This is a genomic window from Erythrobacter sp. 'gip.4 top 5', from assembly GCF_056495765.1.
This window is the reverse complement of sequence record NZ_CP200270.1, coordinates 1,021,977-1,042,831: the sequence shown is the minus strand read 5'-3', so window position 1 is coordinate 1,042,831 and position 20,855 is coordinate 1,021,977. Positions and strand designations below refer to the sequence as shown.

Here is a 20,855-nt window from a genome sequence, read left to right as displayed (position 1 = left end):
GGCGCATGAAGACCCCCGACATTGCCGCATGGTTCGGGCGCGGCCAAGTCGCCGCCCCGCCCGATATCGAAAGCGCGGCGCTACGATCGGACCGCTTCCGGCTGGAGCGTGAAAGCGAATGGCGCAGGCTTGAGGATATTCTTGCGCGGATGGAACGCGGCGGTTTGCGGCGCATCCCCGACGCCGATCTGATCGCGCTGCCGGCCTTGTACCGCACCGCCGCCTCCAGCCTCTCCGTCGCGCGCGAAACCAGCCTTGATGCCGCGACACTGACCTATCTCGAAGCGCTGGTGCAGCGCGCATGGTTCCAGGTCTATGGCCCGCGGGAGGGCTTTATCCGCTGGCTGCGCGGCTTTCTGCTGGGCGGCTGGAGCCGCGCCGTGCGGGCCTTGTGGCTCGATATGTGTATTGCACTGTTCGTGATGGTCGCAGGCGCCATCGTCGGCTGGCTGCTCGTAGCGCAGGACGAGGCATGGTATTATCGACTGTTTCCGGCGGGATCGGGCGATCCGCGTGCGCCGGGTGCCAGCCGCGAACAATTGCTCGAAACCCTGGCGACCGAAGAAAGCGCCTCGGGCCTCTCGGCTTTTGCCGCGCAGTTGTTCGGCAACAATTCGGCGGTGTGCATCCTCGCCTTTGCGCTGGGCTTTGCCTTTGGCATCCCGTCGCTGCTGCTGCTGGTGCACAACATGGCGCTGCTGGGCGTGCTGCTGTGGCTCTTCAGCGGGCAGGGGCTGGGGGTGGAACTGGCCGCATGGCTCAGTGTCCACGGCACCACGGAACTATTCGGCATTCTTCTGGCCGGCGCCGCGGGCCTGCATATCGGCCGCGCGATGGCTTTTCCGGGCCGGCTAAGCGTGCTGGATGCAGCCGCGGCAGCCGGGCGTCGCTCGGCGGTGGTGATGGTGGGGGTGGTCATCATGATGATTGTCGCCGCCCTGCTTGAAGCCTTCCCGCGCCAGTTGGTGGACGGCACCGCCGGACGCTTTCTGATTGGCGGGACGATGCTGGTTTTCTGGCTGTCCTACTTCTTTCTATACCGTCCGGCTTCCTCTGACGACACCGCAACGGCAGAGGCCGGATGAGCACGCGCGCGGCCCCCCTTACCCCGATCGACAAGCGCGCCCGGACGCTCATCACGCCTGAAGGTCTGGCGCTGCCCCTGACCCTTGCCGGACGCGGGGGCCGCGCAGGGGCATTGCTTATCGACATGGTGATCGTCGCAGTCGGCCTGCTTGCCTTCAACCTGCTGATGCGGTGGCTGTTCCAGGGCTTGATAGAAGGCATGGGGATGGAGGAGACCCAGCTTGCGCCCGGTGCGGCGGAGTTTCTGGTGATCGTGTCTGTGCTGATCGGCTTTGTCACGTGGTACGGCTATTTCCTGGTGCAGGAACTCGGGCCGCGCGGCGCGACCTTGGGCAAGAGGATCGTCGGCATCCGCATCGCGGCGCGTGGCAGTGCGCGCCTGACGCCCGAGGCGGTGATCGCCCGCAACCTGCTGCGCGACGTGGAGATCTTCTACCCGCTGATCGCGCTTGCGGTCCTGCTGGTGCAAAGCACCCAGAACGAGGACATTGGCGTGCTTGGCTGGGTGGTCACCGGCTGGCTTTTGCTGTTTGTGCTGTTCCCGTTCTTCAACCGCGATGGCTTGCGGGCGGGCGACATCATCGCCGGAACCTGGGTGGTCGAGCGCCCGCGCACCCGGCTTGCCGCTGCGCTCAGCACGCAAGGCGCGGCCAGCACTGCAAGCGCCAGCGACGTCACCGGAGCGCGCTACGATTTCGGCGAAGCGGAGCTCTCGGTTTATGGTGAGCGGGAACTGCAGACACTTGAACGCCTGCTGCGCGATGCGCAGCCCGATGCGCTGAAGGCGGTGCATGGCACGATTTGCCGCAAGATCGGCTGGGATCCGGGCGCAGGCGATGAAAGGGCTTTTCTCGAAGCCTTCTATGCGCAATTGCGGGCCAAGCTCGAAGGCGAGATGCGGTTCGGCAAACGCAAGGCGGACAAGTTTTCATGACCATGGATCGGCGCTTTTTCATCGGTGGAACGCTGGCTCTCGGCGTCTCGGCCTGCATCCCGCCCGATCAAAGCCCGCTGGGCAGGCTCGCCGCAGAACTGCGCATTATCGAAGCGGCTGGCGATGGCACATTGGGGGTGGAGCTGTTCAACACCGCCACCGGCATGGCGGTGGGGCTGAACCGGGACCGGCGCTTTGGCCATGCCTCATCGTTCAAGTTTTCGCTCGCGGCGCTGGTGCTGCAACGCCATGCGGCGGGTTTGATCGATGCCGACAGGCGCGTGACATGGAGCGAGGCCGACATGCTGGCGCACGCACCCTTCACGCAGGAACGAATCGCCAGCGGGGCGACTTTACGCGAACTGGCGCGGGCTATTCAGACGACATCGGACAATCCGGCAGCCAATATCCTGCTGCGGGAACTGGGCGGCCCTGCGGCGCTGACCGCGTTCTGGCGCAGCATCGGCGACGATATCAGCCGGATCGACCGCACCGAGCCATCCATGAATATCGTCCCGCCAACCGAGTTTCGTGACACCACCACACCGGCGGCGATGGCGCGGACGGTGGCTAAAATCATCTATGGCGATGTGCTGCCAGAGCCGGCCCGCGCGGAATTGAAAGGCTGGATGCTCGAAACCGAAACCGGTCGCAACCGCGTGCGTGCAGGATTGCCCGAAGGCTGGGTGGCGGGCGACAAGACCGGCAGCAGCGGGCTGGTCGGCAGCGAATACACCTTTGTCGACATCGGCTTTGCCGAGGGGCCCAAGGGCGAGCCGCCGATTACCTTCGCCTGCTATTTCCGCGCGCGGCAGGCCGAAGACGATCTGTCGGCCCGCGGCGAATTGACGCTGTCGCGGGTGGGCCGGATCATCAAGGAATTCGCCGAGCCGGAACGCGGGCTGCCGCTGGTGGGGAAATTGTACTGAAACCTCCAATCCGTTCGCTCTGAGCCTGTCGAAGGGCTGTCTTTCTATCTGACCTCGCTCGAAAGGAAGGACAGTGCTTCGACAGGCTCAGCACGAACGGTGTGTGGTTCAATGATCGGGCGTGGCCGATACCTGCGCCTCACCGCCGAAGATCGCCACCTCGTTCACGCCTGCGCTGGTGGCGCGGCCGCGATACATGCCGGTGGTGTTGAAACTGAAGATCGCGTGGCCCTCGGGCGTGACGAGGATCACCCCGCCATCGCCGCCGAGTTGTTTGACGTCGGCCATCACCTCGTCGGCAATTCCTTGCACATCATCATAATCGATTGGCGCTGGCGGAGCCGCTATCACTTGACCTTTGGAATTGAGGCCATGTGTAACAGTGCCATAATCATTCGCCATCATCCGCAACTGCGCACAAATCTCATGCGCCACCCCGACGCGCAGGAAGTATTCGCCCCACCCCGTCGCTGACACCGCACACGCCCGGTTATCCGCATAGGTTCCCGCGCCGATCACCGGCGCATCGCCCACGCGGCCCCAGCGCTTGCCGGTCATCCCGCCGGTCGAGGTGCCTGCGGCCAGGTTGCCGCTCTGGTCGAGCGCCACCGCGCCCACCGTGCCGAACTTGTGATCGACATCCAGTGCCGAGAGCTTCTCCGCCTTCATCCGGTCAAGCGACTCGCGTCTTGCTGGCGTGGCAAAGTATTCGGGCGGCGTGACGGCAAAGCCCTTTTCGACCGCAAATTCCTCCGCGCCTGCGCCCATCAGCATCACATGCTCACTGTCTGTGCGCACCGTATCGGCCAGCAGGATCGGGTTCCTGACCGTCTTCACCCCCGCAATCGCCCCGGCGCTGCGATCGCGCCCGTCCATGATCGACGAATCAAGCTCGTTCGTCCCGTCCCACGTGAACACCGCGCCGCGACCTGCATTGAGCAGCGGCGAATCCTCCATCGGCATGATCGCTGCCTTCACCGCATCCATCGCGCTGCCACCATCGGCCAGCACCTTGGCGCCTGCATCGAGCGCAAGTTGCAGGGCCGCCTCGTATTCCGCCCGCCGTTCCGGAGTCATCGCCTTGGGATCAAGCGTCCCTGCCCCGCCGTGGATCGCAATCGACCATTTGGGCGTATCGGGCGCAGGCTCCTGGGCCAGCGCGGCGACAGGGGTCAGGGCGAGAGCGATCAGCGCAACGAGCTTGTTCATGGCACCAAGGTCTAACGCGCTCTTTCTCCTTTCGCCAGCTTAACAGAACACCGGCTGCACGCTAATGCCCCGCCCATGATCCTGCGCCCCGCCACCCCCGCCGATGCCCCCGCGCTTGCCACACTGGGCGCGGCCACCTTCGTGGCGGCGTTTGGCGAATTGTACCGCCCCGAAGACCTCGCCGCCTTCCTCGCCGAGGTTCACAATCCCGGCGCCGTGGCAGGCGAGATCGCAGGCGACGCTTGCCGCCATTGCCTGGTGGAACAGGACGGCGCGCTGATCGCCTTTTGCAAGCTCCGCTATCCGAGCCACTACACCGCCTACTCCCCTGCGAAAACGCCGCTGGAATTGGCGCAGCTTTACGCCATGCCTGGCCATACCGGCCGCGGGATCGGTGCGCGGTTGATGGACTGGGCGCTGGCACAGGCGCACGCCGGGGGGCATGATGCCATCCTGCTGTCGGTCTATGCCGAAAACTTCGGCGCGCAGCGGTTCTACCAGCGTTACGGCTTTGCCAAGATCGCCGACATCACCTTCCGCGTCGGCGCGCAGCTTGACCCGGAATTACTGTACGAACTGCGGTTGCCGCCATCCGCTTGAACCAATTGCGCACACGCGCGACGGGTCATTGCCCCGTCACCTTCGCATGGCTATATGGCGGCTATGTCCAGTATCCGCCCGTGGCGCACAATCGAGCGGCGCAAATCGCGCCAGATCATGGTGGGGAATGTCCCCGTTGGCGGTGATGCCCCCATCACCGTGCAGACCATGACCAACACCCCGACAGAAGACGTGGTCGCCACGCTCGATCAGATCCGGCGGTGCGAGGAAGTAGGCGCAGACATTATTCGCGTGTCTTGCCCGACCGAGGAATCCACCCGCGATTTCAAAAAAATCACCCGTGCTGCGCGCATCCCCATCGTGGCGGACATCCACTTTCACTACAAGCGCGCTCTGGAAGCGGCAGACGCAGGCGCGGCGTGCTTGCGCATCAACCCCGGCAATATCGGTTCGGCCCAGCGCGTGGCTGAAGTCGTCCGCGCCGCCAAGGCCAATGGCTGCGCGATCCGCATCGGCGTGAACGCCGGCAGCCTTGAAAAAGACCTGCTCGAAAAATACGGCGAGCCGTGCCCCGAAGCCCTGATCGAAAGCGCGCTGGATCACATCAAGTTGTTGCAGGACCACGATTTCCACGAATTCAAGGTGGCGGTGAAGGCCAGCGACCTCTTCTTGGCGGTCGCAGCCTATCATGGCCTTGCCGAAACGGTCGATTGCCCGCTCCACCTCGGCATCACCGAAGCCGGCGGACTGATCGGTGGGACGGTGAAATCCAGTATCGGCATAGGCAGCCTCCTGTGGGCCGGCATCGGTGACACTATCCGCGTGTCGCTCTCCGCCGAGCCCGAGCAGGAGATCAAGGTCGGGTTCGAGATGCTCAAAGCCCTTGGCCTGCGCACCCGCGGCGTACGCGTTGTGTCGTGCCCCTCATGCTCGCGGCAGGGGTTTGACGTGATCCGCACGGTCGAGGCGCTGGAAGCGCGGCTTGAACACATCAAGACGCCGATGAGCCTCTCGATCCTTGGCTGTGTGGTCAACGGGCCGGGCGAAGCGCGCGAGACGGACATTGGCCTGACCGGTGGCGGCGCAGGCAAGCACATGGTGTACCTGCGCGGCGTGACCGATCACACCATCGAGAGCGAAGATATGCTCGAACACATTGTGCGTCTGGTCGAAGCCAAGGCGGCCGAAATAGACGCAGGGCAAGCGACCGCCTTCGATCCCCACGCCGCACCGCCCCTGGCCACCGAAGCCGCCGAGTGATCCGGCCTGCGATGGCAGTCGGACTCGCGCTGACGCTTGCAGCTTGCGCGTCGGTACCGGTGTCCGGCGCGTCCACTGCGGCCCATCCAGAGGCGCGGGTCTATGATCCCACGCCCGAAGCCATGCGCGATGTCGACGCCGCGCTCGTCCGTGCGTCAACCCATGACAAACGTGTGCTTGTGGTGATGGGCGCGAACTGGTGCCACGACAGCCGAGCGCTCGCCGGATGGCTTGAAACTCCGCGCTTTGCCGCGCTGGTGGGCGAACGCTACGAGCTCGTTTTCGTCGATGTTGGCGTGCCGCAGACCGGCAAGGGCCGCAATCTCGACATTGCGCAGCGGTTCGGCATTGATGCCCTCACCGGCACGCCGGCCGTCCTCGTTCTCACCGCCAGGGGCGAGCTGGTTAATGCGGCCACAGCCGCATCCTGGCGCAACGCCGCCAGTCGCAGCGAAGACGCGATCTACGCCGAACTTGCCGCATTGGCCCAAGCGCCGCTCGCCGAATAAAGCCCGCAGTGTCATGACCGAAGTCCTCCTGCTTGCATTCGCTCTTGCCATGGACGCCTTTGCCGTTGCCCTGACCCAAGGCGCACGCTTTCGGCCCGGCTGGCGCGCAGGCGGTGCAATCGCGCTCACCTTCGGGGTGTTTCAGGCGCTGATGCCGCTCGCCGGCTGGGGGGTCGGCGCTGTTGCGCTTGGGTATGTCGAAGCGGTCGATCACTGGATCGCCTTTGGCCTGCTGGCCTTTCTGGGCGGGCGGATGCTGGGCGGACATGCAGGCGACGAGCAGGCGGCACGCGCGCTGACCGGCGCGGCTTTGCTGATTGCCGGTGTAGCCACCAGTATTGATGCGCTGGCTGCGGGAATCACTTTGCCGGCGCTTGGCATTGGGCCGATCACAGCCGTTGCCACGATCGGCGGGATCACTGCCGCCATGAGCGCCGCGGGCGTGATGCTAGGCCGCCGCGCGGGCGATCACCTAGGCGAATGGGCGGAACGTGCGGGCGGAATCATTCTGATTGGCTTGGGGTGCAAAATCCTCGCCGAACATTCCGGCTGGCTGTGAGGCTGTCCTACACCGCATGATGCTGGCATCACCCTACGCATGAGCACCCTGCCGCCCTCTCCGCGCCCCGCCTGCAACCAAAGCCGCGCCATCGCCGTATTTTCGGTTTCTGGACAGTGTCTCATGTGTCTCCAACACACAGGAACGGAAGCGCGAGGCTGAATGCTCCACGTCGTTCACCACGCCGATTACATGGCCCCGCGTCCCGAGCGCGGGACGTTCCGTTTCGACAAATACTACCTTGTCATGGAAGAACTGCGCAGCAGCGGCGCGCCCATCACTGAACACGCGCCAGAGGCGATGCCACGCGAATGGCTCGAAGCGGTGCATTGTCCCGATTACGTCGATCAGGTGTTCCGGGCCGACGTCCCGCGGGACAAGGAACGCCGGATCGGCTTTCCTGTGACGCCTGCGATCACGAGCCGCGTGCGTCACACCAATGGCGGCACATGGCGCGCTGCGCAGCTCGCCATGCACCATGGCTATGCGGCCAATTCCGCCGCCGGAAGCCACCACGCGCTACACGATACCGGCGCTGGCTATTGCGTGTTCAACGATCTGGCTGTCACCGCCAATCGCCTGATTGCGCAAGGCGATGCACGGCGCGTGTTGATCGTGGATCTCGACGTGCATCAGGGTGACGGCACCGCCAGCCTCACCGCCGGGCGGGAGGACATTTTCACGCTGTCACTCCACGCCGAGAAGAACTTCCCGGTCAGGAAAGCGCGCTCCAGCCGGGATGTCGCGCTGGCCGATGGCACCGATGATGATGGCTACATGGCTGCGCTGACCGGTCACCTTCCCGAAATCTTCGCCGACTTCGCGCCGGACTTCGTGTTGTATCAGGCAGGGGTTGACCCGCACCACGACGACAAGCTCGGGCGGTTGGGCCTGACCGATGCCGGGCTGGCGCTGCGCGACCGCTATGTCGTGACCCAAGCCCGCCGTCGCGGCCTGCCGATTGCGAGCGCGCTGGGCGGCGGTTACGGCGATGATCCGCGCATCGTCGCGGCGCGCCATGCCGCCTCGATGCTGACCATGGCTGCGGCGAACATCGCATTTCCCGCGCATCCGTCCACGAGTTGACCCATAGCTGCGATGAACCGTTATAGCCCTTATTGGGAACGCAGCCCTTCGGGTTTACCTTGCAGGTCGATGAAGCGGCGCGACATTCTCAAGGGCACTGTGGGGCTGGGCGCGGCGATCGCTTTGCCCGCCCGCGCATTTGCGTCTGTCGCATCCGGCACACCGCGTGACCGGATCCTGTTTGACATTGCCGCCCGTGAACTGGCCCGTGCAGGCAATGCGATCTGGAAACAGGACATCGTCGGCATTGCGGATTTCGGTTTGCATTCGGCCAAGCCACGCTTTCACTTCGTCAATCTCGAGCGTGGTGCGGTGCAGTCCTACCATGTCAGCCACGGCACCGGCTCCGATCCGCAGCATGATGGCTGGCTCAAGCAGTTTTCCAATACCGAAGGATCGAACGCCACCAGCCGCGGCGCCTATGTGACGTGGGAATGGTACAAGGGCCGCTATGGCACCTCGGTGCGGCTGGGCGGGCTCGATCACAGCAATGAGGCCGCGCTGCGCCGCTATATCGTGATGCACCGCGCTGACTATGCCGAGCCGTCGCATATTGACCGCTGGGGCCGGCTTGGCCGCTCCAATGGGTGCTTTGCCATGGGCGAGGAACAGTTCCGCATCGCGCTGATGCATCTATCGGGCGGGAGGCTGCTGTTTGCTGACAGTTTGGGGCTGGAAGAGGACGGCAGTATACAGCCGGTGCCCGAACTGGCGTTGATTGATCGCGCGCCGCTCGATCTTGCACCCCGGCCCGGCTTCAGCGCCTTGTGACAGAACGGTCGGGCATTCCGCCCGTCCCGATCAGTCCGGTGCAGCTTTAGCCGTCCTGCAGATCATCCTCGATCACGATCACCTCGTCTGTCGGAAGCGTGCTGCGATTACGCACGCGCGGTTTGTCCAGGCTGGCGAGCACTTTGGTATCGCGGCCATAGATGTCCTTGAACGTCGCCATCTCGCCATTGATGTCGGACGCCATCGTGAAATAGGTGATGTAGGCGGGCCACTGCTTTTCCAACATTACCTTGGTGTATTTGCCAGAGGTCGAGATTGCCACGGCTTCGTCCTTGGTCGCGCCCTTGCCCAAAATCGCCATCGTCATGGCCAGCTCCAGCGCGCGTTCGGTGCGGATGCAGCCGTGGGATAGGGCGCGGCTGTCATTGGCGAACAGGTGCCGCGAAGGCGTGTCGTGGAAGAAGATCGCGTGTTCGTTGGGCATTTCGAGCTTCATCTGGCCCAGCGAATTGCCCGGCCCTGGCTGCTGCACCACAGAGATATAACCATTGGCGCCCTTGGTAGCCACATAGCCGTTGCGCTTCCCCCATGCCGGGTTGGCGAGCACCTTTGCGCCCAGTCCTTCTCCCTTGACGATGGATTGCGGCACCGTCCAGGTCGGGTTGAACACCACGCCTTGAACCATCTCGGCCAATTGCGGCGTTGCGGTGCGCCCCGGCTTGCCCACCACGGTGCGGTAAGTGCTGATAATGCGGTTCCTGACCGTCAGGCGCAGCTGGAACTCGGGCACATTGGTGATGAGGTACTGCGATCCCAGATCGCGGCCCAGCCAGCGCCAGCGGTCCATGTTCGCGCGAATCAGCTTGCGCTTCGCTGCTGCGGTCGCGGGCGTTGCGGCCAATTCGGCCTTCAGTTTGGCGTAATCGGGGTGGGCCGGGTTGAGCTTCATCAGCGCGCCCGCGATGTCCCCACTAGCCAGCGCGTCTTCCATGACCTTGCCCGCCGGATTCAGATCGCGGTCAGGATCGACCACGAACCATTGCTCGCGCGCGTCCATCGGCGTGCGCCCGTCACGTAGATCCTCGACCAACCAGACAAAGCTTTGCGAAGCCATCTGGTTCAACTCATCCGAAGGACCGGATGCCAGCGCGACTTTGAGCGGTTCGAGATCATAGTCCTTGGGTTCAAGCCCTTCAGCGCCGATCCCTTCGATCACCGAAACCAGCCTTGCTGCCTGCTCAACGGTCCATGTCTGCAACTGCGGCGCGATGTCTTGCGCGCCCTGCACCACCGGTTCGGACACGGTCTGGCCGAACACGTCGGCAACGGATTCACGCGGTGGTGGCGGTGGCGGTGGCAGCATGGTGGCCGGAAACGGGCCGCCACGCTGCTCGCTCGGAACCGGCTGCTGGCTTGCGGGCGTGCGATCGCTTTCCTGCGCAAACGCGGTACCTGCCACAAATGCTGCGGTGGCGATGCCGCTTGCCAATTTTCCCGGAAACTTCATTTCAATACTGCCTTTTCGCCCCGTGCCGCCAAACGTGCGGCCGAATACATTGGTTTTGCCATACCCCTTGGGTCACGCCCCTTTCAACCATCTTGGCTTTCGCTCGCATTAATGTTCATGCGCCTGTGTCCAGAACGTGACCTTGAAGACACCAATGCCTAAGGCTCCGCTATGCCGTTCCTTCGCCCTGCCCTGCTGCCGTTTGCTGTCGCTTTGGCCGGGGTTGGGTTCATGTCATTGATGGACGCTTTCATGAAGGAAGCGGCACTGCTGATCGGCGCCTACACCGCCACGGTGCTGCGCGCCTTCATCGGTGCCGCCATGATCGCACCGGTGTGGCTGGCCCGCGGGGCGCGGATGCCATCGCGCGCCGTCTGGACGCTGCACGCGATCCGCGGCGTCGTATCGGCCTTCATGGCGCTGACGTTTTTCTTTGCGCTCACCCGCCTGCCACTGGCCGAGGCCATTGCCCTCAGCTTCATCGCCCCGTTAATTGCGCTCTATCTGGCCCGCGTGCTGTTGGGCGAGACAATCAGCCGCGCGGCAATTGCCGCTAGCGCGCTGGGCTTTGCCGGCACGCTGGTGATCGTCGGCGGCAGGATCGGACAGGGCAAATTCGATGAGAGCGCAGCGCTGGGCGTGGCATCGCTGTTCATTTCGGCGCTGCTTTATGCCTACAACTTCATTGTGATCCGCAGACAGGCCCAGGTCGCGGGGCCACTGGAGATCGCAACCTTCCATAGCGGTATCGGCGGGGTGGTGCTGCTGACGCTCGCACCGTTCCTATGGGCGCCGCCTTCGGGCGAAGCGGTGATACCGCTGCTGGCTGCGGGCGCGCTGACGGTGGCGGGATCGCTCGCGATCGCATGGGCCTATGCGCGGGCCGAGGCCCATGCGCTGGTGCCGACCGAATACTCCGGCTTTGTCTGGGCCAGTCTTTTCGGATGGCTGTTCTTCCGCGAGGCGGTGGCCTGGCCGACGCTGGCCGGAACCGCGCTGATCGTGGCAGGGTGCTGGCTTGCCACCCGCCAGGCTCGGCCCGCACCGATCCCGGTCATCTAAGGCCAATTGGCAGCGGCGATATGCCCCTGGCCCCCTTGACCTTGGCGGCGTGAGAGCGCAGTGCGCCCTTCGAAAACCGCGCCCTTGGTGGATCGGGGGCGGGTCAATCATAAAGGATGAAGCCCCCCATGACCGCAATCGGCCAGGACTCGCTCGGCACCCGCGAAACGCTTGACGTTAACGGCAAGCAGTACGCTTACTATTCGCTCGCCAAAGCCGCTGAGCAACTGGGCGATATTTCGCGCCTGCCCATCTCGATGAAGGTGCTGCTGGAAAACCTGCTGCGCTTCGAGGATGCGGGCTTCACTGTGGGCCGTGAGCACATTCAGGCCATCGTGGATTGGCAGAACAACCCGGCCACTGGCGAAGAAATTCAGTACCGCCCGGCCCGCGTGCTGTTGCAGGATTTTACCGGCGTGCCGTGCGTGGTCGATCTCGCCGCGATGCGCGATGCGATCAAGAAGCTCGGCGGCGATACCGCCAAGATCAACCCGCTGGTGCCGGTCAACCTCGTGATCGACCACTCGGTCATGGTCGATGAATTCGGCCACCCCAAGGCGATGGAAGCCAATATGGCGCTCGAATATGAGCGTAATGCCGAACGGTACGACTTCCTCAAGTGGGGCAGCAAAAGCTTCAAGAACTTCACCGCCGTACCGCCGGGCACCGGGATCTGCCATCAGGTAAACCTTGAACACCTCGCGCAGGCCGTGTGGTCTTCGGAAGGCCCGGACGGCGTGATGGTCGCCTATCCTGATACCTGCGTCGGCACGGACAGCCACACCACCATGATCAATGGTCTGGGCGTGCTGGGCTGGGGCGTCGGCGGGATTGAAGCCGAAGCCGCGATGCTTGGCCAGCCGGTGTCGATGCTGATCCCTGAAGTGGTCGGCTTCTATCTTGACGGCGCAATGGCTGAAGGCGTGACTGCGACCGATCTGGTGCTGACTTGCGTGCAGATGCTGCGCGAAGTCGGCGTGGTGGGGCGGTTTGTGGAGTTCTACGGTCCGGGCGTTGCCAACCTCACGCTGGCCGACCGTGCCACCATCGCCAACATGGCGCCCGAATATGGCGCGACCTGCGGCTTTTTCGGGATCGATCACAAGACCATCGAATATATGCGCCTCACCGGTCGCAGTGAAGAAAACATCGCGCTGGTCGAAGCCTATGCCAAGGCGCAAGGGATGTGGTTTGACCCCGCCAACGTTCCGGTCTTCACCAAGACCCTCAGCCTCGACATGGCCGCGGTGGTCCCAAGCCTCGCCGGACCCAAGCGCCCGCAGGACAAGGTGGTTCTGCAAGAGGTCGACGATCTGTTCAATTCCGACCTGACCAAGGTTTACGGCAAGGCCGCTGCCGCCCGCGTGGGCGTTGAAGGCGCGGCGCACGACATTGGTGATGGCGATGTTGTGATCGCAGCAATTACTTCTTGCACCAACACCTCCAACCCCGATGTGTTGATTGCTGCTGGTCTGGTGGCGAAGAAGGCCAATGAAAAGGGCCTGAAGCCCAAGCCGTGGGTCAAGACATCGCTGGCTCCCGGATCGCAGGTTGTCACCGACTACCTCGTGAAGTCGGGCCTGCAACATCACCTTGACGCGCTCGGCTTCGACCTGGTCGGCTATGGCTGCACCACCTGCATCGGCAATTCCGGCCCGCTGGCCGCTCCGATCAGCCAGGCCATCAACGGCAATGACATTGTTGCGGCAAGCGTCCTGTCGGGCAACCGCAACTTCGAAGGCCGCGTGTCGCCCGATGTGCGCGCCAACTTCCTCGCCTCGCCGCCGTTGGTGGTGGCCTATGCGCTGAAAGGCACCGTCACCGAAGACATCACCACCACGCCAATCGGCCAGGATCAGAACGGCGACGATGTGATGCTGGCTGATCTGTGGCCCACCAATGCCGAAATCGCAGAAAACCGCGCCGCCAACATCGACCGGTCGATGTTCGTGAACCGTTACGCCAATGTCTATCGCGGGGATGAACACTGGCAGGCCATCACGGTCGAACCGTCGGACACCTACCAGTGGCGCGCCGGATCTACCTACGTCGCCAACCCGCCTTATTTCGATGGTATGACCATGACGCCGGCGCCGATCGTGGACATTGTCGATGCCAAGCCGCTCGCGATCCTGGGCGATTCAGTCACCACCGATCACATCAGCCCGGCCGGTTCGATCAAGGAAGACAGCCCGGCGGGTGCCTTCCTCAAATCAAACCAGGTCGCACGGGCAGACTTCAACTCCTACGGCTCGCGCCGTGGCAATCATGACGTGATGATGCGCGGCACCTTCGCCAATATCCGCATCAAGAATGAAATGGTGCCCGGCGTCGAAGGCGGCTTTTCGACCTATGCGGGCGAAACCATGCCGATTTACGACGCGGCCATGAAGCACAAGCACGATGGCACCCCGCTGGTGGTGATCGGCGGTAAGGAATACGGAACCGGATCGTCGCGCGACTGGGCGGCCAAGGGCACGATCCTTCTGGGTGTGCGGATGGTGATCGTGGAAAGCTTTGAGCGGATCCACCGCTCCAACCTTGTCGGCATGGGCGTGCTGCCCTTGCAGTTCAAGGAAGGCGACACCCGTGAAACGCTGGGGCTGTCGACCACCGACACCTTTTCGATCCGTGGTCTGGCCGACCTTGTTCCCGGTCAGGACATCGCGGTCGAAGTCACGCGCGCTGACGGCACCGGCTTCACCTTCACCGCGCTATGCCGCATCGATACCGCCAACGAGATGGAATATTACCGCCATGGCGGGATTCTCCATTACGTTCTGCGCAAGCTTGCGGCATAAGGAGAGGCATGACACCCGCACGCCTTTCGCTTTTGCTCCTCCCGGCTTTGCCACTGGCGCCGGTTCTGCTGGCGTTGGCCGCTTGCGGGGGTGGAGAAAATCGGACGAACGAAGGCCAGGCTCCCTCGGCGCCGTTTGGTTTTGAACTGGCGGCGGCCGGGGTTGCCCCGGATGCAGCCGATGATGCGGCCGCGGCGGTACTCCAAGGTTCTCTGGTCGCACTGACACCGCAGGAACTGGCTGCACGGATTGAAACCGGTAACGTCCGCCTGATCGACGTGCGCACCGATGCCGAGGTGGCCGATGGCGTAATCCCCGGCGCCGAGCACATTCCGCTCGACCAGTTCGATCCGGCGGCGCTCGACCTGTCGGATGGGCGTGAAGTCGTGCTCTATTGCCGCTCGGGCCGCCGTTCGGCCGTGGCTGGCGAGAAACTCGCGGCAGTGACGGGCGCACCTGTGGAACATCTAGACGGCGGAATGCTCGCTTGGGAAGCTGCGAAGCAGCCGGTCGAGACACCTTAAGCCGTTCTGAAGTTGAAACAAAAAGGGCGGACCGTGGTGGTCCGCCCTTTTTTGTTTTGCGTGATGGTGACGCCTCAGCCCAGGATTTTCCGACGTCCCAGGATCGCAGCGGCGGCGAGGCCGAACAGGATCATCATCGGGGGCGCAGGCACATCATGACCGCCCGAAGACGATGAGGATGAGCTGCTGCTGCTCGACGACGACGATGATGACGAAGAGCCGCTCGACGACGAACTCGAACCCGAAGACCCGCTGCTGCCTGAACTCGACGAACCGCTGGAACTGCCACTCGACGATGACGATGACGAGCCTGATGAACTGGTCGTGCTGCTGGTCAGGTCGCCCGAGGACGAAGACGATCCGCTGCTCGATGAGGACGACGACGAACTGCCCGAGCTTCCCGAACTGCCCGAAGACGTCGTACCAGGCTTACCCGGTTTGCCGCTGCTGCCGCCCGATGAGGAAGACGAGGATGACGAGGACGATGACGATGAGGAGCTCGACGAGGAGGACGATGAACTGGAGCTCGAAACGGCACCCGTCGATGAGCTGACGTTGCCCGAGGAGCTTGAGACGTTGCCCGAGGAGCTCGAAACCGCACCCGTGCTGCTGGACACGCTGCCGGTTGAGCTCGAGACCGCGCCCGTGCTGCTCGAAACGGTACCCGTGCTGCTCGAAACCGCGCCGGTCGACGAACTGACATTGCCCGACGATGACACCGCACCGGTGGAAGACGACACATCACCGGACGATGACACCGCGCCAGTTGATGACGAGACATTGCCCGATGAGCTGGTGCTGGACACCTGGCCCGTGCTGCTGGAAACCTGTCCGGTCGACGTCGACGTCGAGACCTGACCGGTCGACGAGCTGATTTGACCCGAAGACGAGGTAGTCGAATTGTCGATATTGATATCGATGACGACGCCGCTTGAACCGTTAGATCCGCTTGATCCACCGCTGGAGGAAGCGACCTCGCCCGAAGACGATCCCGAGGTCGATGTGGTGGTGGACACCGACACATCGCCCGACGATGAGCCGCCACCACCGAAGAAGCCACCGAAGAAGCCGCCCCCACCGAAGCCGCCGCCAAAGCCGCCACCGCCGAAGCCGCCGCCAAAACCACCGCCAGGGCCACCACCGCCCGAAATTGGCGGAAGCGGAGGCAGCGGCGCGGGCATATAGGCCACCTGCGCAATCGGCGGGCATTCGGCGGCGTCGTAGTAAGCCTGTACCGCACCAGCCGGAGCGCTGGCCGCTACGACGGTGCCGGCAGGGCCGACCGGCTGGCATTCAATCGTGCGCTCGACAATCCGGCGACGGCGCTGTTCCGGCAACGGGATCTCGCGTTCGCGGGTCTTGATGTAGCGTGCGCCTGTGACCGGATCGACCTGCACCAGCTTGCCATCGATGTTGGTCGAATATTCCGGAGCCTCGGTGTTCATCGGTTCGGCCATGCGCACGGCGCCGCCTTGCAACAACGCGACACCCGCAGCAGCGGCGGAAAGCTTGGCGATGGCCAGTTTGAGCGACATAGTCGAAACCCTGTTTGCCTGTGGTGACGAATGCAGACGGTCTGCACCTCTCCCAAATCCAGAGTTCTTTTGATGGCAGAAGCGGCGAGCGGGCAATCCGATTAACTATGCCCGAGCCGGCTGACGTGGCGGAATCGCTCGGGAATCGCCGCATTTCAGGGTCGCTGTCCCGAACTGACACCGAAAACGGGGCCGGGGTTAGCTCAATTGTTAAGCCGAACGCCGAACTCAGTCTTCGAACAGCCCGGACTGGCTAGGGGGCGATTCTCTGGGTGGGTTCATTTCCAGATGCGCCCATCCGCCATCGTTCAGCACCCGCCCGCGGGCAGTGCGGGCAATCAGACCCAGCTGGATGAGGTAAGGTTCAACCACTTCCTCCACCGTGTCACGCGGCTCGGCAAGGCCCGCCGCGAGCGTCTCGATGCCCACCGGGCCACCTTTGTATGTGGTGGCGATCATGGTAAGGTAGCGGCGGTCCATCGCATCGAGGCCGAGCCGGTCGATCTCCAGCCGGGTCAACGCTTCGTCCGCGACATGGCGGGTGACGCTGGCCGCGCCCGCGACATCGGCAAAGTCGCGCACGCGCCGCAGAAGGCGTCCCGCCACACGCGGTGTGCCACGCGAACGGCGGGCGATTTCGTGCGCGCCATCGGGCTGGATCGCGAGGCCGAGCAGGCCAGCGGCGCGGGTGACGACGCGTTCGAGTTCCTCATGCGTGTAGAAATTGAGGCGCACGGGAATGCCAAAGCGGTCGCGCAGTGGCGTCGTCAGCAGGCCTTGCCGGGTGGTTGCGCCGATCAGGGTGAACGGCGGCAGATCAATGCGAACAGAACGCGCCGATGGCCCCTCCCCGATGATCAGATCGAGCGCGCGGTCCTCCATCGCGGGATAGAGCACTTCCTCGACCACAGGGGACAGGCGGTGGATTTCGTCAATGAACAGCACGTCGTGCGGTTCAAGATTGGTCAGCAGCGCAGCCAAATCGCCCGCCTTGGCGATGACGGGGCCGGACGTGGCGCGAAAGCCCACCCCAAGCTCGCCCGCAATGATTTGCGCCAGCGTGGTCTTGCCAAGGCCGGGCGGGCCGAAGAACAGCGTGTGATCCATCGCCTCGCCGCGCGCGCGGGCTGCCGCGATGAAGACTGCAAGGTTCCCCCGCGCCGCCTCCTGCCCGACGAATTCCGCGAGGCGACGCGGGCGCAGCGCGGCGTCCTGGTCACCCGGCTGGCGATCGGGGGTGTGGAGCGGGGTGTCAGTCATTCATACCTACATGCATCGCGCTGGTAATCCCACGCTCCACCGCCGTCGAGGCATGTGTCGATGTCGAGCCAACCGTCAACCGACACGCCTGTGAATATGCCGGCGACAAAGATGATCAAGGCGAGCGAGGCGCGCTTCATTGCCAACTTCCAAGATCTGCGATGGGGGTCGCGATGGATCCTGAAACAAGTTCAGGATGACAATGAATTGACTGAATTTCTGATAAATCGTCATGCTGAACTTGTTTCAGCATCCATGGTGCAGCACCCTCAGCGGTATGCGACAAGAGCGCCAACCCTGCGTCTATATCCTGGCCAGCCAGCGGCATGGCACGCTCTATATCGGTGTCACCAGCGATCTCATCGGCAGGCTGTGGCAACATCGAAACGGGACAAACGAAGGCTTCGCCAGGCGCTACAACGTCCTCCGCCTCGTCCGCTACGAATTGTTCGGCGACATGGAGCGCGCCGTCACTCGCGAAAAGCAATTGAAGCGCTGGCACCGGCAGTGGAAGATCAACCTGATCGAGAGCGAGAACCCTGACTGGCATGACTTGGCGGTGGGTTTGGGGTTGCCGCCTATCGGACTGCGCTAATCGCCTGATGGATGCTGAAACAAGTTCAGCATGACGAAGTGGAGTATACATCACCCCGCCGCCTTCTTCAGCGCCACGCGGATCAGATCGCCCTCGCTGGCGCCTTCGCCCAATTCCTCGATTGCCCGCGCCACCGCCTGCGCCGCCACGGCGGGCTTGAAGCCGAGGTTCTCCAGCGCGCTTGCCGCGTCCGCGCCCACGCTGCCTGCCGGGACCGCCGCTGCGCCCATCGCGAAGCCGCCCGCGCTGCCCGGCATTCCGCCGGCCTTGTCCTTCAACTCGTTGACGATCCGCGCCGCTAGCTTCGGGCCGACGCCATTCGCCCGCGTCACCATGGCGGCGTCACCCTTGCCGCAGGCATCGCGCAGTTCGGCAGTCGAGAGCGCCGAGAGGATCGCCAGCGCGACCTTGCTGCCCACGCTTTGCACGCCCGTCAGCAGCCGGAACCAGTCCCGCTCGGCACTGTCGGCAAAGCCCAGCAGGCGCATGTCGGTCTCGCTCACCTGCATCTGGGTGTGGACGGTGCAGAACTCTCCCACCGTTCCCAGCGCGGACAGCGTGCGGCTGGAACACTGGACGAGATAGCCCACCCCGCCGACATCGACGATGGCCCAATCCTCGCCCGTGCTGTCGAGCCTGCCTGAAAGTTTGGCGATCATGGTTTGTTCGTGCCGTAAGGCCTGCCAAGCGTCCAGCCTTTATGGACAGATGCCCACACTTGCGCCAGATGGCGAGGCATGAGCTGGAACACCTTCGGGCGCGTGCTGCGCTTTACCACTTGGGGCGAAAGTCATGGGCCTGCGCTGGGCGCGGTGGTCGACGGGTGCCCGCCAGGGCTGGCGATTTCCGAGGAATTCATCCAACCCTTCATGGATGCGCGCAAGCCCGGCACCAGCCGCTTCACCACGCAACGGCGCGAAGATGATCTGGTGCGGATCCTGTCGGGCGTGTTCGAGGGGCGCACCACCGGCACGCCGATTGCGCTGCATATCGAGAACACCGATCAGCGGTCGAAAGATTACAGCGCCATCGCCCAGCAGTACCGCCCCGGCCATGCCGATTACGCCTATGACGCCAAATACGGCATCCGCGACTATCGCGGCGGCGGACGGTCCTCCGCACGCGAAACAGCGGCGCGGGTGGCGGCGGGCGCGGTGGCGCGGTTGGTGATCCCGGAAGTCACCATCACCGCCTATGTCTGCGAGTTGGGCGGTGACCGGATTGATCCGGCACGGATCGACTATGCCGAAATCGCCAACAACCCGTTCTTCTGTCCTGATCCCGAAGCAGCCAGGCGCTGGGCGGCCCAGGTTGATGAAGCGCGGCTGGCCGGATCGTCCTTGGGCGCGGTGGTCGAATGTGTCGCCACCGGCGTTCCCGCCGGCTGGGGCGCGCCGATCTATGCCAAGCTCGACAGCGATCTGGCCGCCGCGATGATGAGCATCAACGCGGTCAAGGGCGTGGAGATCGGTGACGGGTTTGAAGCCGCGCGCCTGACCGGCGAACAGAATGCCGACCGGATGCGGCCCGGCGGCGCACAAGGCGCGCCGGAATACCTCTCCAATCACGCAGGCGGCACCGCGGGCGGCATTTCGACCGGGCAGCCGGTGGTGTGCCGCGTGGCGTTCAAGCCGACCTCGTCGATCCTCACCCCGGTGGAATCGATCAACAGCGCAGGCGAAGCGGTGGAAGTGGTCACCAAAGGCCGCCACGATCCGTGCGTCGGCATCCGTGGCACGCCGGTCGTGGAAGCAATGATGGCGCTGGTGCTGGCCGACCACAAGCTGCTGCACCGGGGGCAGGTGGGGTAGGCGGCAGCGCGAATGGGGCTCGCCGACAGGGGGGGATAGAGGTTTCGCGGTCAGGGACCCGCTCAGTAAGGTTAAGTATCACTCCTCGTGCAGCAGATCGCCGGCATAGGCCGGCGTCATCCAGCCCTTCGCAATGCTGCTGAGCTGCAGTGCCAGCCCCATGGCGAACATGGACACGGCGCTCCAATCGTCGGGCTGTGCCGGGTGCCACATCCCATGGTCGGCAAAGGCATCAAGCAGGTGCATCCACGAAACGAGGATCAGACCCGGGATGGCGGCACCAATGGCCCAGGCTTTCCAATGGATGGCGTCCTCGCGTTCATCGCGGCGCGCGTAGCCTCTTTCTCTGAATTCCACCGCTGCCTTGTGAAGGACACTTGCCAACGTCGCGTAAAGGATCAGCTTGTACATGGACGGACCCATCATTGTGCCGACCATTCCTGTCAGGCCGCAAACGAGAAGCAGGGCATTGATGGCTATCGTCATATGCGGCCCGGTGAAGCCCGTGTTCACCGGGCTACCGATCAGCCGGATCGCCAGACGATCAAGGCGCGAAACAGCGCTCTTTTGTTTGTAACCCATCATTCGCGTCCTTTCTGCAAAGCCTGCGAGAGCGAGGGGAACGGCGCAAACGAAAACAGCAGCTCCACCGACACACCGAACACCTCGGCCATCGACAGCGCCAGTTCCAGGCTGGGCTTGTAATCGCCGCGTTCGAGAAAACCGATGGTCTGGGGGTTGACCCCGACGGCCTCGGCCAGCTCGCGGCGCGTCATCCCCGCATCGGCGCGGAACATGGCGATTCGGTTATGTATTTCCCTCGTCATGCAGTTCAAATATACGATGTGTTGCGTTAACACAACATTTACATGGAGATGCCAGCAAGGTCGAGAGT

24 protein-coding genes are annotated in these 20,855 nt (G+C 63.7%); 17 read left to right on the top strand and 7 right to left on the bottom strand.

Annotated features, from left to right (window positions below):
• The first annotated feature begins 5 nt into the window (after positions 1-5).
• The 3 genes from ACRANW_RS04930 to bla are packed head-to-tail and all read left to right on the top strand — an operon-like array spanning position 6 to position 2,949.
• Positions 6-1,085, top strand: a complete 1,080-nt coding sequence (locus ACRANW_RS04930; protein WP_479433422.1) for a stage II sporulation protein M — start codon at positions 6-8, stop codon at positions 1,083-1,085.
• Positions 1,082-2,020 (top strand): RDD family protein, encoded by a 939-nt coding sequence (locus ACRANW_RS04925; protein WP_479433421.1) that lies wholly within the window; start codon positions 1,082-1,084, stop codon positions 2,018-2,020. Before ACRANW_RS04930 ends, ACRANW_RS04925 begins: the two co-directional genes overlap by 4 nt.
• Entirely contained in the window at positions 2,017-2,949 is a 933-nt protein-coding gene (gene bla, locus ACRANW_RS04920) for a class A beta-lactamase (RefSeq protein ID WP_479433420.1), read from the top strand. Before ACRANW_RS04925 ends, bla begins: the two co-directional genes overlap by 4 nt.
• A gap of 108 nt (positions 2,950-3,057) precedes the next feature.
• Here the strand turns inward: bla and ACRANW_RS04915 are convergent, their stop codons facing one another.
• Entirely contained in the window at positions 3,058-4,158 is a 1,101-nt protein-coding gene (locus ACRANW_RS04915; RefSeq protein WP_479433419.1) for an isoaspartyl peptidase/L-asparaginase family protein, read from the bottom strand.
• A gap of 75 nt (positions 4,159-4,233) precedes the next feature.
• Here ACRANW_RS04915 and ACRANW_RS04910 point away from each other — a divergent pair, with 75 nt between their 5' ends.
• The 6 genes from ACRANW_RS04910 to ACRANW_RS04885 all read left to right on the top strand — a co-directional run bounded on the left by ACRANW_RS04910 (position 4,234) and on the right by ACRANW_RS04885 (position 8,904).
• The gene (locus ACRANW_RS04910; RefSeq protein ID WP_479433418.1) at positions 4,234-4,758 is read left to right on the top strand and encodes an N-acetyltransferase family protein; all 525 of its coding nucleotides are present in this window, start codon (positions 4,234-4,236) and stop codon (positions 4,756-4,758) included.
• A 63-nt stretch (positions 4,759-4,821) separates the two neighbouring features.
• Positions 4,822-5,979: a flavodoxin-dependent (E)-4-hydroxy-3-methylbut-2-enyl-diphosphate synthase gene (ispG, locus tag ACRANW_RS04905; RefSeq protein ID WP_479433417.1), complete on the top strand. Its 1,158-nt coding sequence runs from the start codon at positions 4,822-4,824 to the stop codon at positions 5,977-5,979.
• 11 nt (positions 5,980-5,990) lie between these two features.
• On the top strand, positions 5,991-6,488 hold the full coding sequence (locus tag ACRANW_RS04900; protein ID WP_479433416.1) for a thioredoxin family protein: 498 nt from the start codon (positions 5,991-5,993) through the stop codon (positions 6,486-6,488).
• A 13-nt stretch (positions 6,489-6,501) separates the two neighbouring features.
• Positions 6,502-7,047, top strand: coding sequence for a manganese efflux pump MntP (locus ACRANW_RS04895; protein WP_479433415.1), 546 nt, complete (start codon positions 6,502-6,504; stop codon positions 7,045-7,047).
• Between the two features lie 162 nt (positions 7,048-7,209).
• Positions 7,210-8,133: a histone deacetylase family protein gene (locus ACRANW_RS04890; protein WP_479433414.1), complete on the top strand. Its 924-nt coding sequence runs from the start codon at positions 7,210-7,212 to the stop codon at positions 8,131-8,133.
• Between the two features lie 69 nt (positions 8,134-8,202).
• Positions 8,203-8,904 carry a murein L,D-transpeptidase catalytic domain-containing protein gene (locus ACRANW_RS04885; protein WP_479433413.1) on the top strand — a complete coding sequence of 234 codons (702 nt, stop codon included), beginning with the start codon at positions 8,203-8,205 and terminating at the stop codon, positions 8,902-8,904.
• 46 nt (positions 8,905-8,950) lie between these two features.
• On the opposite strand, the gene ACRANW_RS04880 is transcribed toward ACRANW_RS04885, so the two are convergent.
• Positions 8,951-10,372 carry a L,D-transpeptidase family protein gene (locus ACRANW_RS04880; protein ID WP_479433412.1) on the bottom strand — a complete coding sequence of 474 codons (1,422 nt, stop codon included), beginning with the start codon at positions 10,370-10,372 and terminating at the stop codon, positions 8,951-8,953.
• Positions 10,373-10,543: 171 nt separating this feature from the next.
• Here ACRANW_RS04880 and ACRANW_RS04875 point away from each other — a divergent pair, with 171 nt between their 5' ends.
• The 6 genes from ACRANW_RS04875 (at position 10,544) to ACRANW_RS04850 (ending at position 16,367) form a co-directional block, all read left to right on the top strand.
• Positions 10,544-11,434 (top strand): DMT family transporter, encoded by an 891-nt coding sequence (locus ACRANW_RS04875; protein WP_479433411.1) that lies wholly within the window; start codon positions 10,544-10,546, stop codon positions 11,432-11,434.
• 128 nt (positions 11,435-11,562) lie between these two features.
• The gene (acnA, locus tag ACRANW_RS04870) at positions 11,563-14,235 is read left to right on the top strand and encodes an aconitate hydratase AcnA (protein ID WP_479433410.1); all 2,673 of its coding nucleotides are present in this window, start codon (positions 11,563-11,565) and stop codon (positions 14,233-14,235) included.
• A gap of 8 nt (positions 14,236-14,243) precedes the next feature.
• Positions 14,244-14,759, top strand: coding sequence for a rhodanese-like domain-containing protein (locus ACRANW_RS04865; RefSeq protein WP_479433409.1), 516 nt, complete (start codon positions 14,244-14,246; stop codon positions 14,757-14,759).
• Positions 14,760-15,083: 324 nt separating this feature from the next.
• Positions 15,084-15,617 carry a hypothetical protein gene (locus ACRANW_RS04860; RefSeq protein WP_479433408.1) on the top strand — a complete coding sequence of 178 codons (534 nt, stop codon included), beginning with the start codon at positions 15,084-15,086 and terminating at the stop codon, positions 15,615-15,617.
• A gap of 60 nt (positions 15,618-15,677) precedes the next feature.
• A complete protein-coding gene (locus tag ACRANW_RS04855) occupies positions 15,678-15,944 on the top strand; it encodes a hypothetical protein (RefSeq protein ID WP_479433407.1) in 267 nt (88 codons plus the stop codon).
• 192 nt (positions 15,945-16,136) lie between these two features.
• Positions 16,137-16,367 carry a hypothetical protein gene (locus ACRANW_RS04850; RefSeq protein WP_479433406.1) on the top strand — a complete coding sequence of 77 codons (231 nt, stop codon included), beginning with the start codon at positions 16,137-16,139 and terminating at the stop codon, positions 16,365-16,367.
• Between the two features lie 155 nt (positions 16,368-16,522).
• Here the strand turns inward: ACRANW_RS04850 and ruvB are convergent, their stop codons facing one another.
• Positions 16,523-17,554, bottom strand: coding sequence for a Holliday junction branch migration DNA helicase RuvB (gene ruvB / locus ACRANW_RS04845; RefSeq protein WP_479433405.1), 1,032 nt, complete (start codon positions 17,552-17,554; stop codon positions 16,523-16,525).
• A complete protein-coding gene (locus ACRANW_RS04840) occupies positions 17,551-17,694 on the bottom strand; it encodes a hypothetical protein (RefSeq protein ID WP_479433404.1) in 144 nt (47 codons plus the stop codon). Before ACRANW_RS04840 ends, ruvB begins: the two co-directional genes overlap by 4 nt.
• A 92-nt stretch (positions 17,695-17,786) precedes the next feature.
• On the opposite strand from ACRANW_RS04840, the gene ACRANW_RS04835 reads away from it, so the two are divergent.
• Positions 17,787-18,149, top strand: coding sequence for a GIY-YIG nuclease family protein (locus ACRANW_RS04835; RefSeq protein ID WP_479433403.1), 363 nt, complete (start codon positions 17,787-17,789; stop codon positions 18,147-18,149).
• A 50-nt stretch (positions 18,150-18,199) separates the two neighbouring features.
• Here ACRANW_RS04835 and ruvA read toward each other — a convergent pair whose 3' ends face one another.
• Positions 18,200-18,808 (bottom strand): Holliday junction branch migration protein RuvA, encoded by a 609-nt coding sequence (ruvA, locus tag ACRANW_RS04830; RefSeq protein WP_479433402.1) that lies wholly within the window; start codon positions 18,806-18,808, stop codon positions 18,200-18,202.
• 78 nt (positions 18,809-18,886) lie between these two features.
• Between ruvA and aroC the strand changes: the two genes are divergently transcribed.
• Positions 18,887-19,960, top strand: a complete 1,074-nt coding sequence (aroC, locus tag ACRANW_RS04825) for a chorismate synthase (RefSeq protein ID WP_479433401.1) — start codon at positions 18,887-18,889, stop codon at positions 19,958-19,960.
• A 78-nt stretch (positions 19,961-20,038) separates the two neighbouring features.
• Here the strand turns inward: aroC and ACRANW_RS04820 are convergent, their stop codons facing one another.
• Together ACRANW_RS04820 and ACRANW_RS04815 are read right to left on the bottom strand one after the other, a co-directional pair.
• A complete protein-coding gene (locus ACRANW_RS04820) occupies positions 20,039-20,473 on the bottom strand; it encodes a hypothetical protein (protein WP_479433400.1) in 435 nt (144 codons plus the stop codon).
• 68 nt (positions 20,474-20,541) lie between these two features.
• Positions 20,542-20,757 carry a helix-turn-helix transcriptional regulator gene (locus ACRANW_RS04815; RefSeq protein WP_479433399.1) on the bottom strand — a complete coding sequence of 72 codons (216 nt, stop codon included), beginning with the start codon at positions 20,755-20,757 and terminating at the stop codon, positions 20,542-20,544.
• Positions 20,758-20,855 lie beyond the last annotated feature (98 nt).

Coding starts and splice junctions, on each gene's coding strand:
- ACRANW_RS04835 (WP_479433403.1), top strand. CDS start 17,787: ATGCTGAACTTGTTTCAGCATCCATGGTGCAGCACCCTCAGCGGTATG.
- ACRANW_RS04895 (WP_479433415.1), top strand. CDS start 6,502: ATGACCGAAGTCCTCCTGCTTGCATTCGCTCTTGCCATGGACGCCTTT.
- acnA (WP_479433410.1), top strand. CDS start 11,563: ATGACCGCAATCGGCCAGGACTCGCTCGGCACCCGCGAAACGCTTGAC.
- ACRANW_RS04930 (WP_479433422.1), top strand. CDS start 6: ATGAAGACCCCCGACATTGCCGCATGGTTCGGGCGCGGCCAAGTCGCC.
- ACRANW_RS04915 (WP_479433419.1), bottom strand. CDS start 4,158: ATGAACAAGCTCGTTGCGCTGATCGCTCTCGCCCTGACCCCTGTCGCC.
- ispG (WP_479433417.1), top strand. CDS start 4,822: ATGTCCAGTATCCGCCCGTGGCGCACAATCGAGCGGCGCAAATCGCGC.
- ACRANW_RS04890 (WP_479433414.1), top strand. CDS start 7,210: ATGCTCCACGTCGTTCACCACGCCGATTACATGGCCCCGCGTCCCGAG.
- ACRANW_RS04900 (WP_479433416.1), top strand. CDS start 5,991: ATGGCAGTCGGACTCGCGCTGACGCTTGCAGCTTGCGCGTCGGTACCG.
- ACRANW_RS04925 (WP_479433421.1), top strand. CDS start 1,082: ATGAGCACGCGCGCGGCCCCCCTTACCCCGATCGACAAGCGCGCCCGG.
- ACRANW_RS04875 (WP_479433411.1), top strand. CDS start 10,544: ATGCCGTTCCTTCGCCCTGCCCTGCTGCCGTTTGCTGTCGCTTTGGCC.
- aroC (WP_479433401.1), top strand. CDS start 18,887: ATGAGCTGGAACACCTTCGGGCGCGTGCTGCGCTTTACCACTTGGGGC.
- ACRANW_RS04840 (WP_479433404.1), bottom strand. CDS start 17,694: ATGAAGCGCGCCTCGCTCGCCTTGATCATCTTTGTCGCCGGCATATTC.
- ACRANW_RS04880 (WP_479433412.1), bottom strand. CDS start 10,372: ATGAAGTTTCCGGGAAAATTGGCAAGCGGCATCGCCACCGCAGCATTT.
- ruvA (WP_479433402.1), bottom strand. CDS start 18,808: ATGATCGCCAAACTTTCAGGCAGGCTCGACAGCACGGGCGAGGATTGG.
- ACRANW_RS04865 (WP_479433409.1), top strand. CDS start 14,244: ATGACACCCGCACGCCTTTCGCTTTTGCTCCTCCCGGCTTTGCCACTG.
- ACRANW_RS04885 (WP_479433413.1), top strand. CDS start 8,203: ATGAAGCGGCGCGACATTCTCAAGGGCACTGTGGGGCTGGGCGCGGCG.
- ACRANW_RS04815 (WP_479433399.1), bottom strand. CDS start 20,757: ATGTTCCGCGCCGATGCGGGGATGACGCGCCGCGAGCTGGCCGAGGCC.
- ACRANW_RS04855 (WP_479433407.1), top strand. CDS start 15,678: ATGACGACGCCGCTTGAACCGTTAGATCCGCTTGATCCACCGCTGGAG.
- ACRANW_RS04910 (WP_479433418.1), top strand. CDS start 4,234: ATGATCCTGCGCCCCGCCACCCCCGCCGATGCCCCCGCGCTTGCCACA.
- ruvB (WP_479433405.1), bottom strand. CDS start 17,554: ATGACTGACACCCCGCTCCACACCCCCGATCGCCAGCCGGGTGACCAG.
- bla (WP_479433420.1), top strand. CDS start 2,017: ATGACCATGGATCGGCGCTTTTTCATCGGTGGAACGCTGGCTCTCGGC.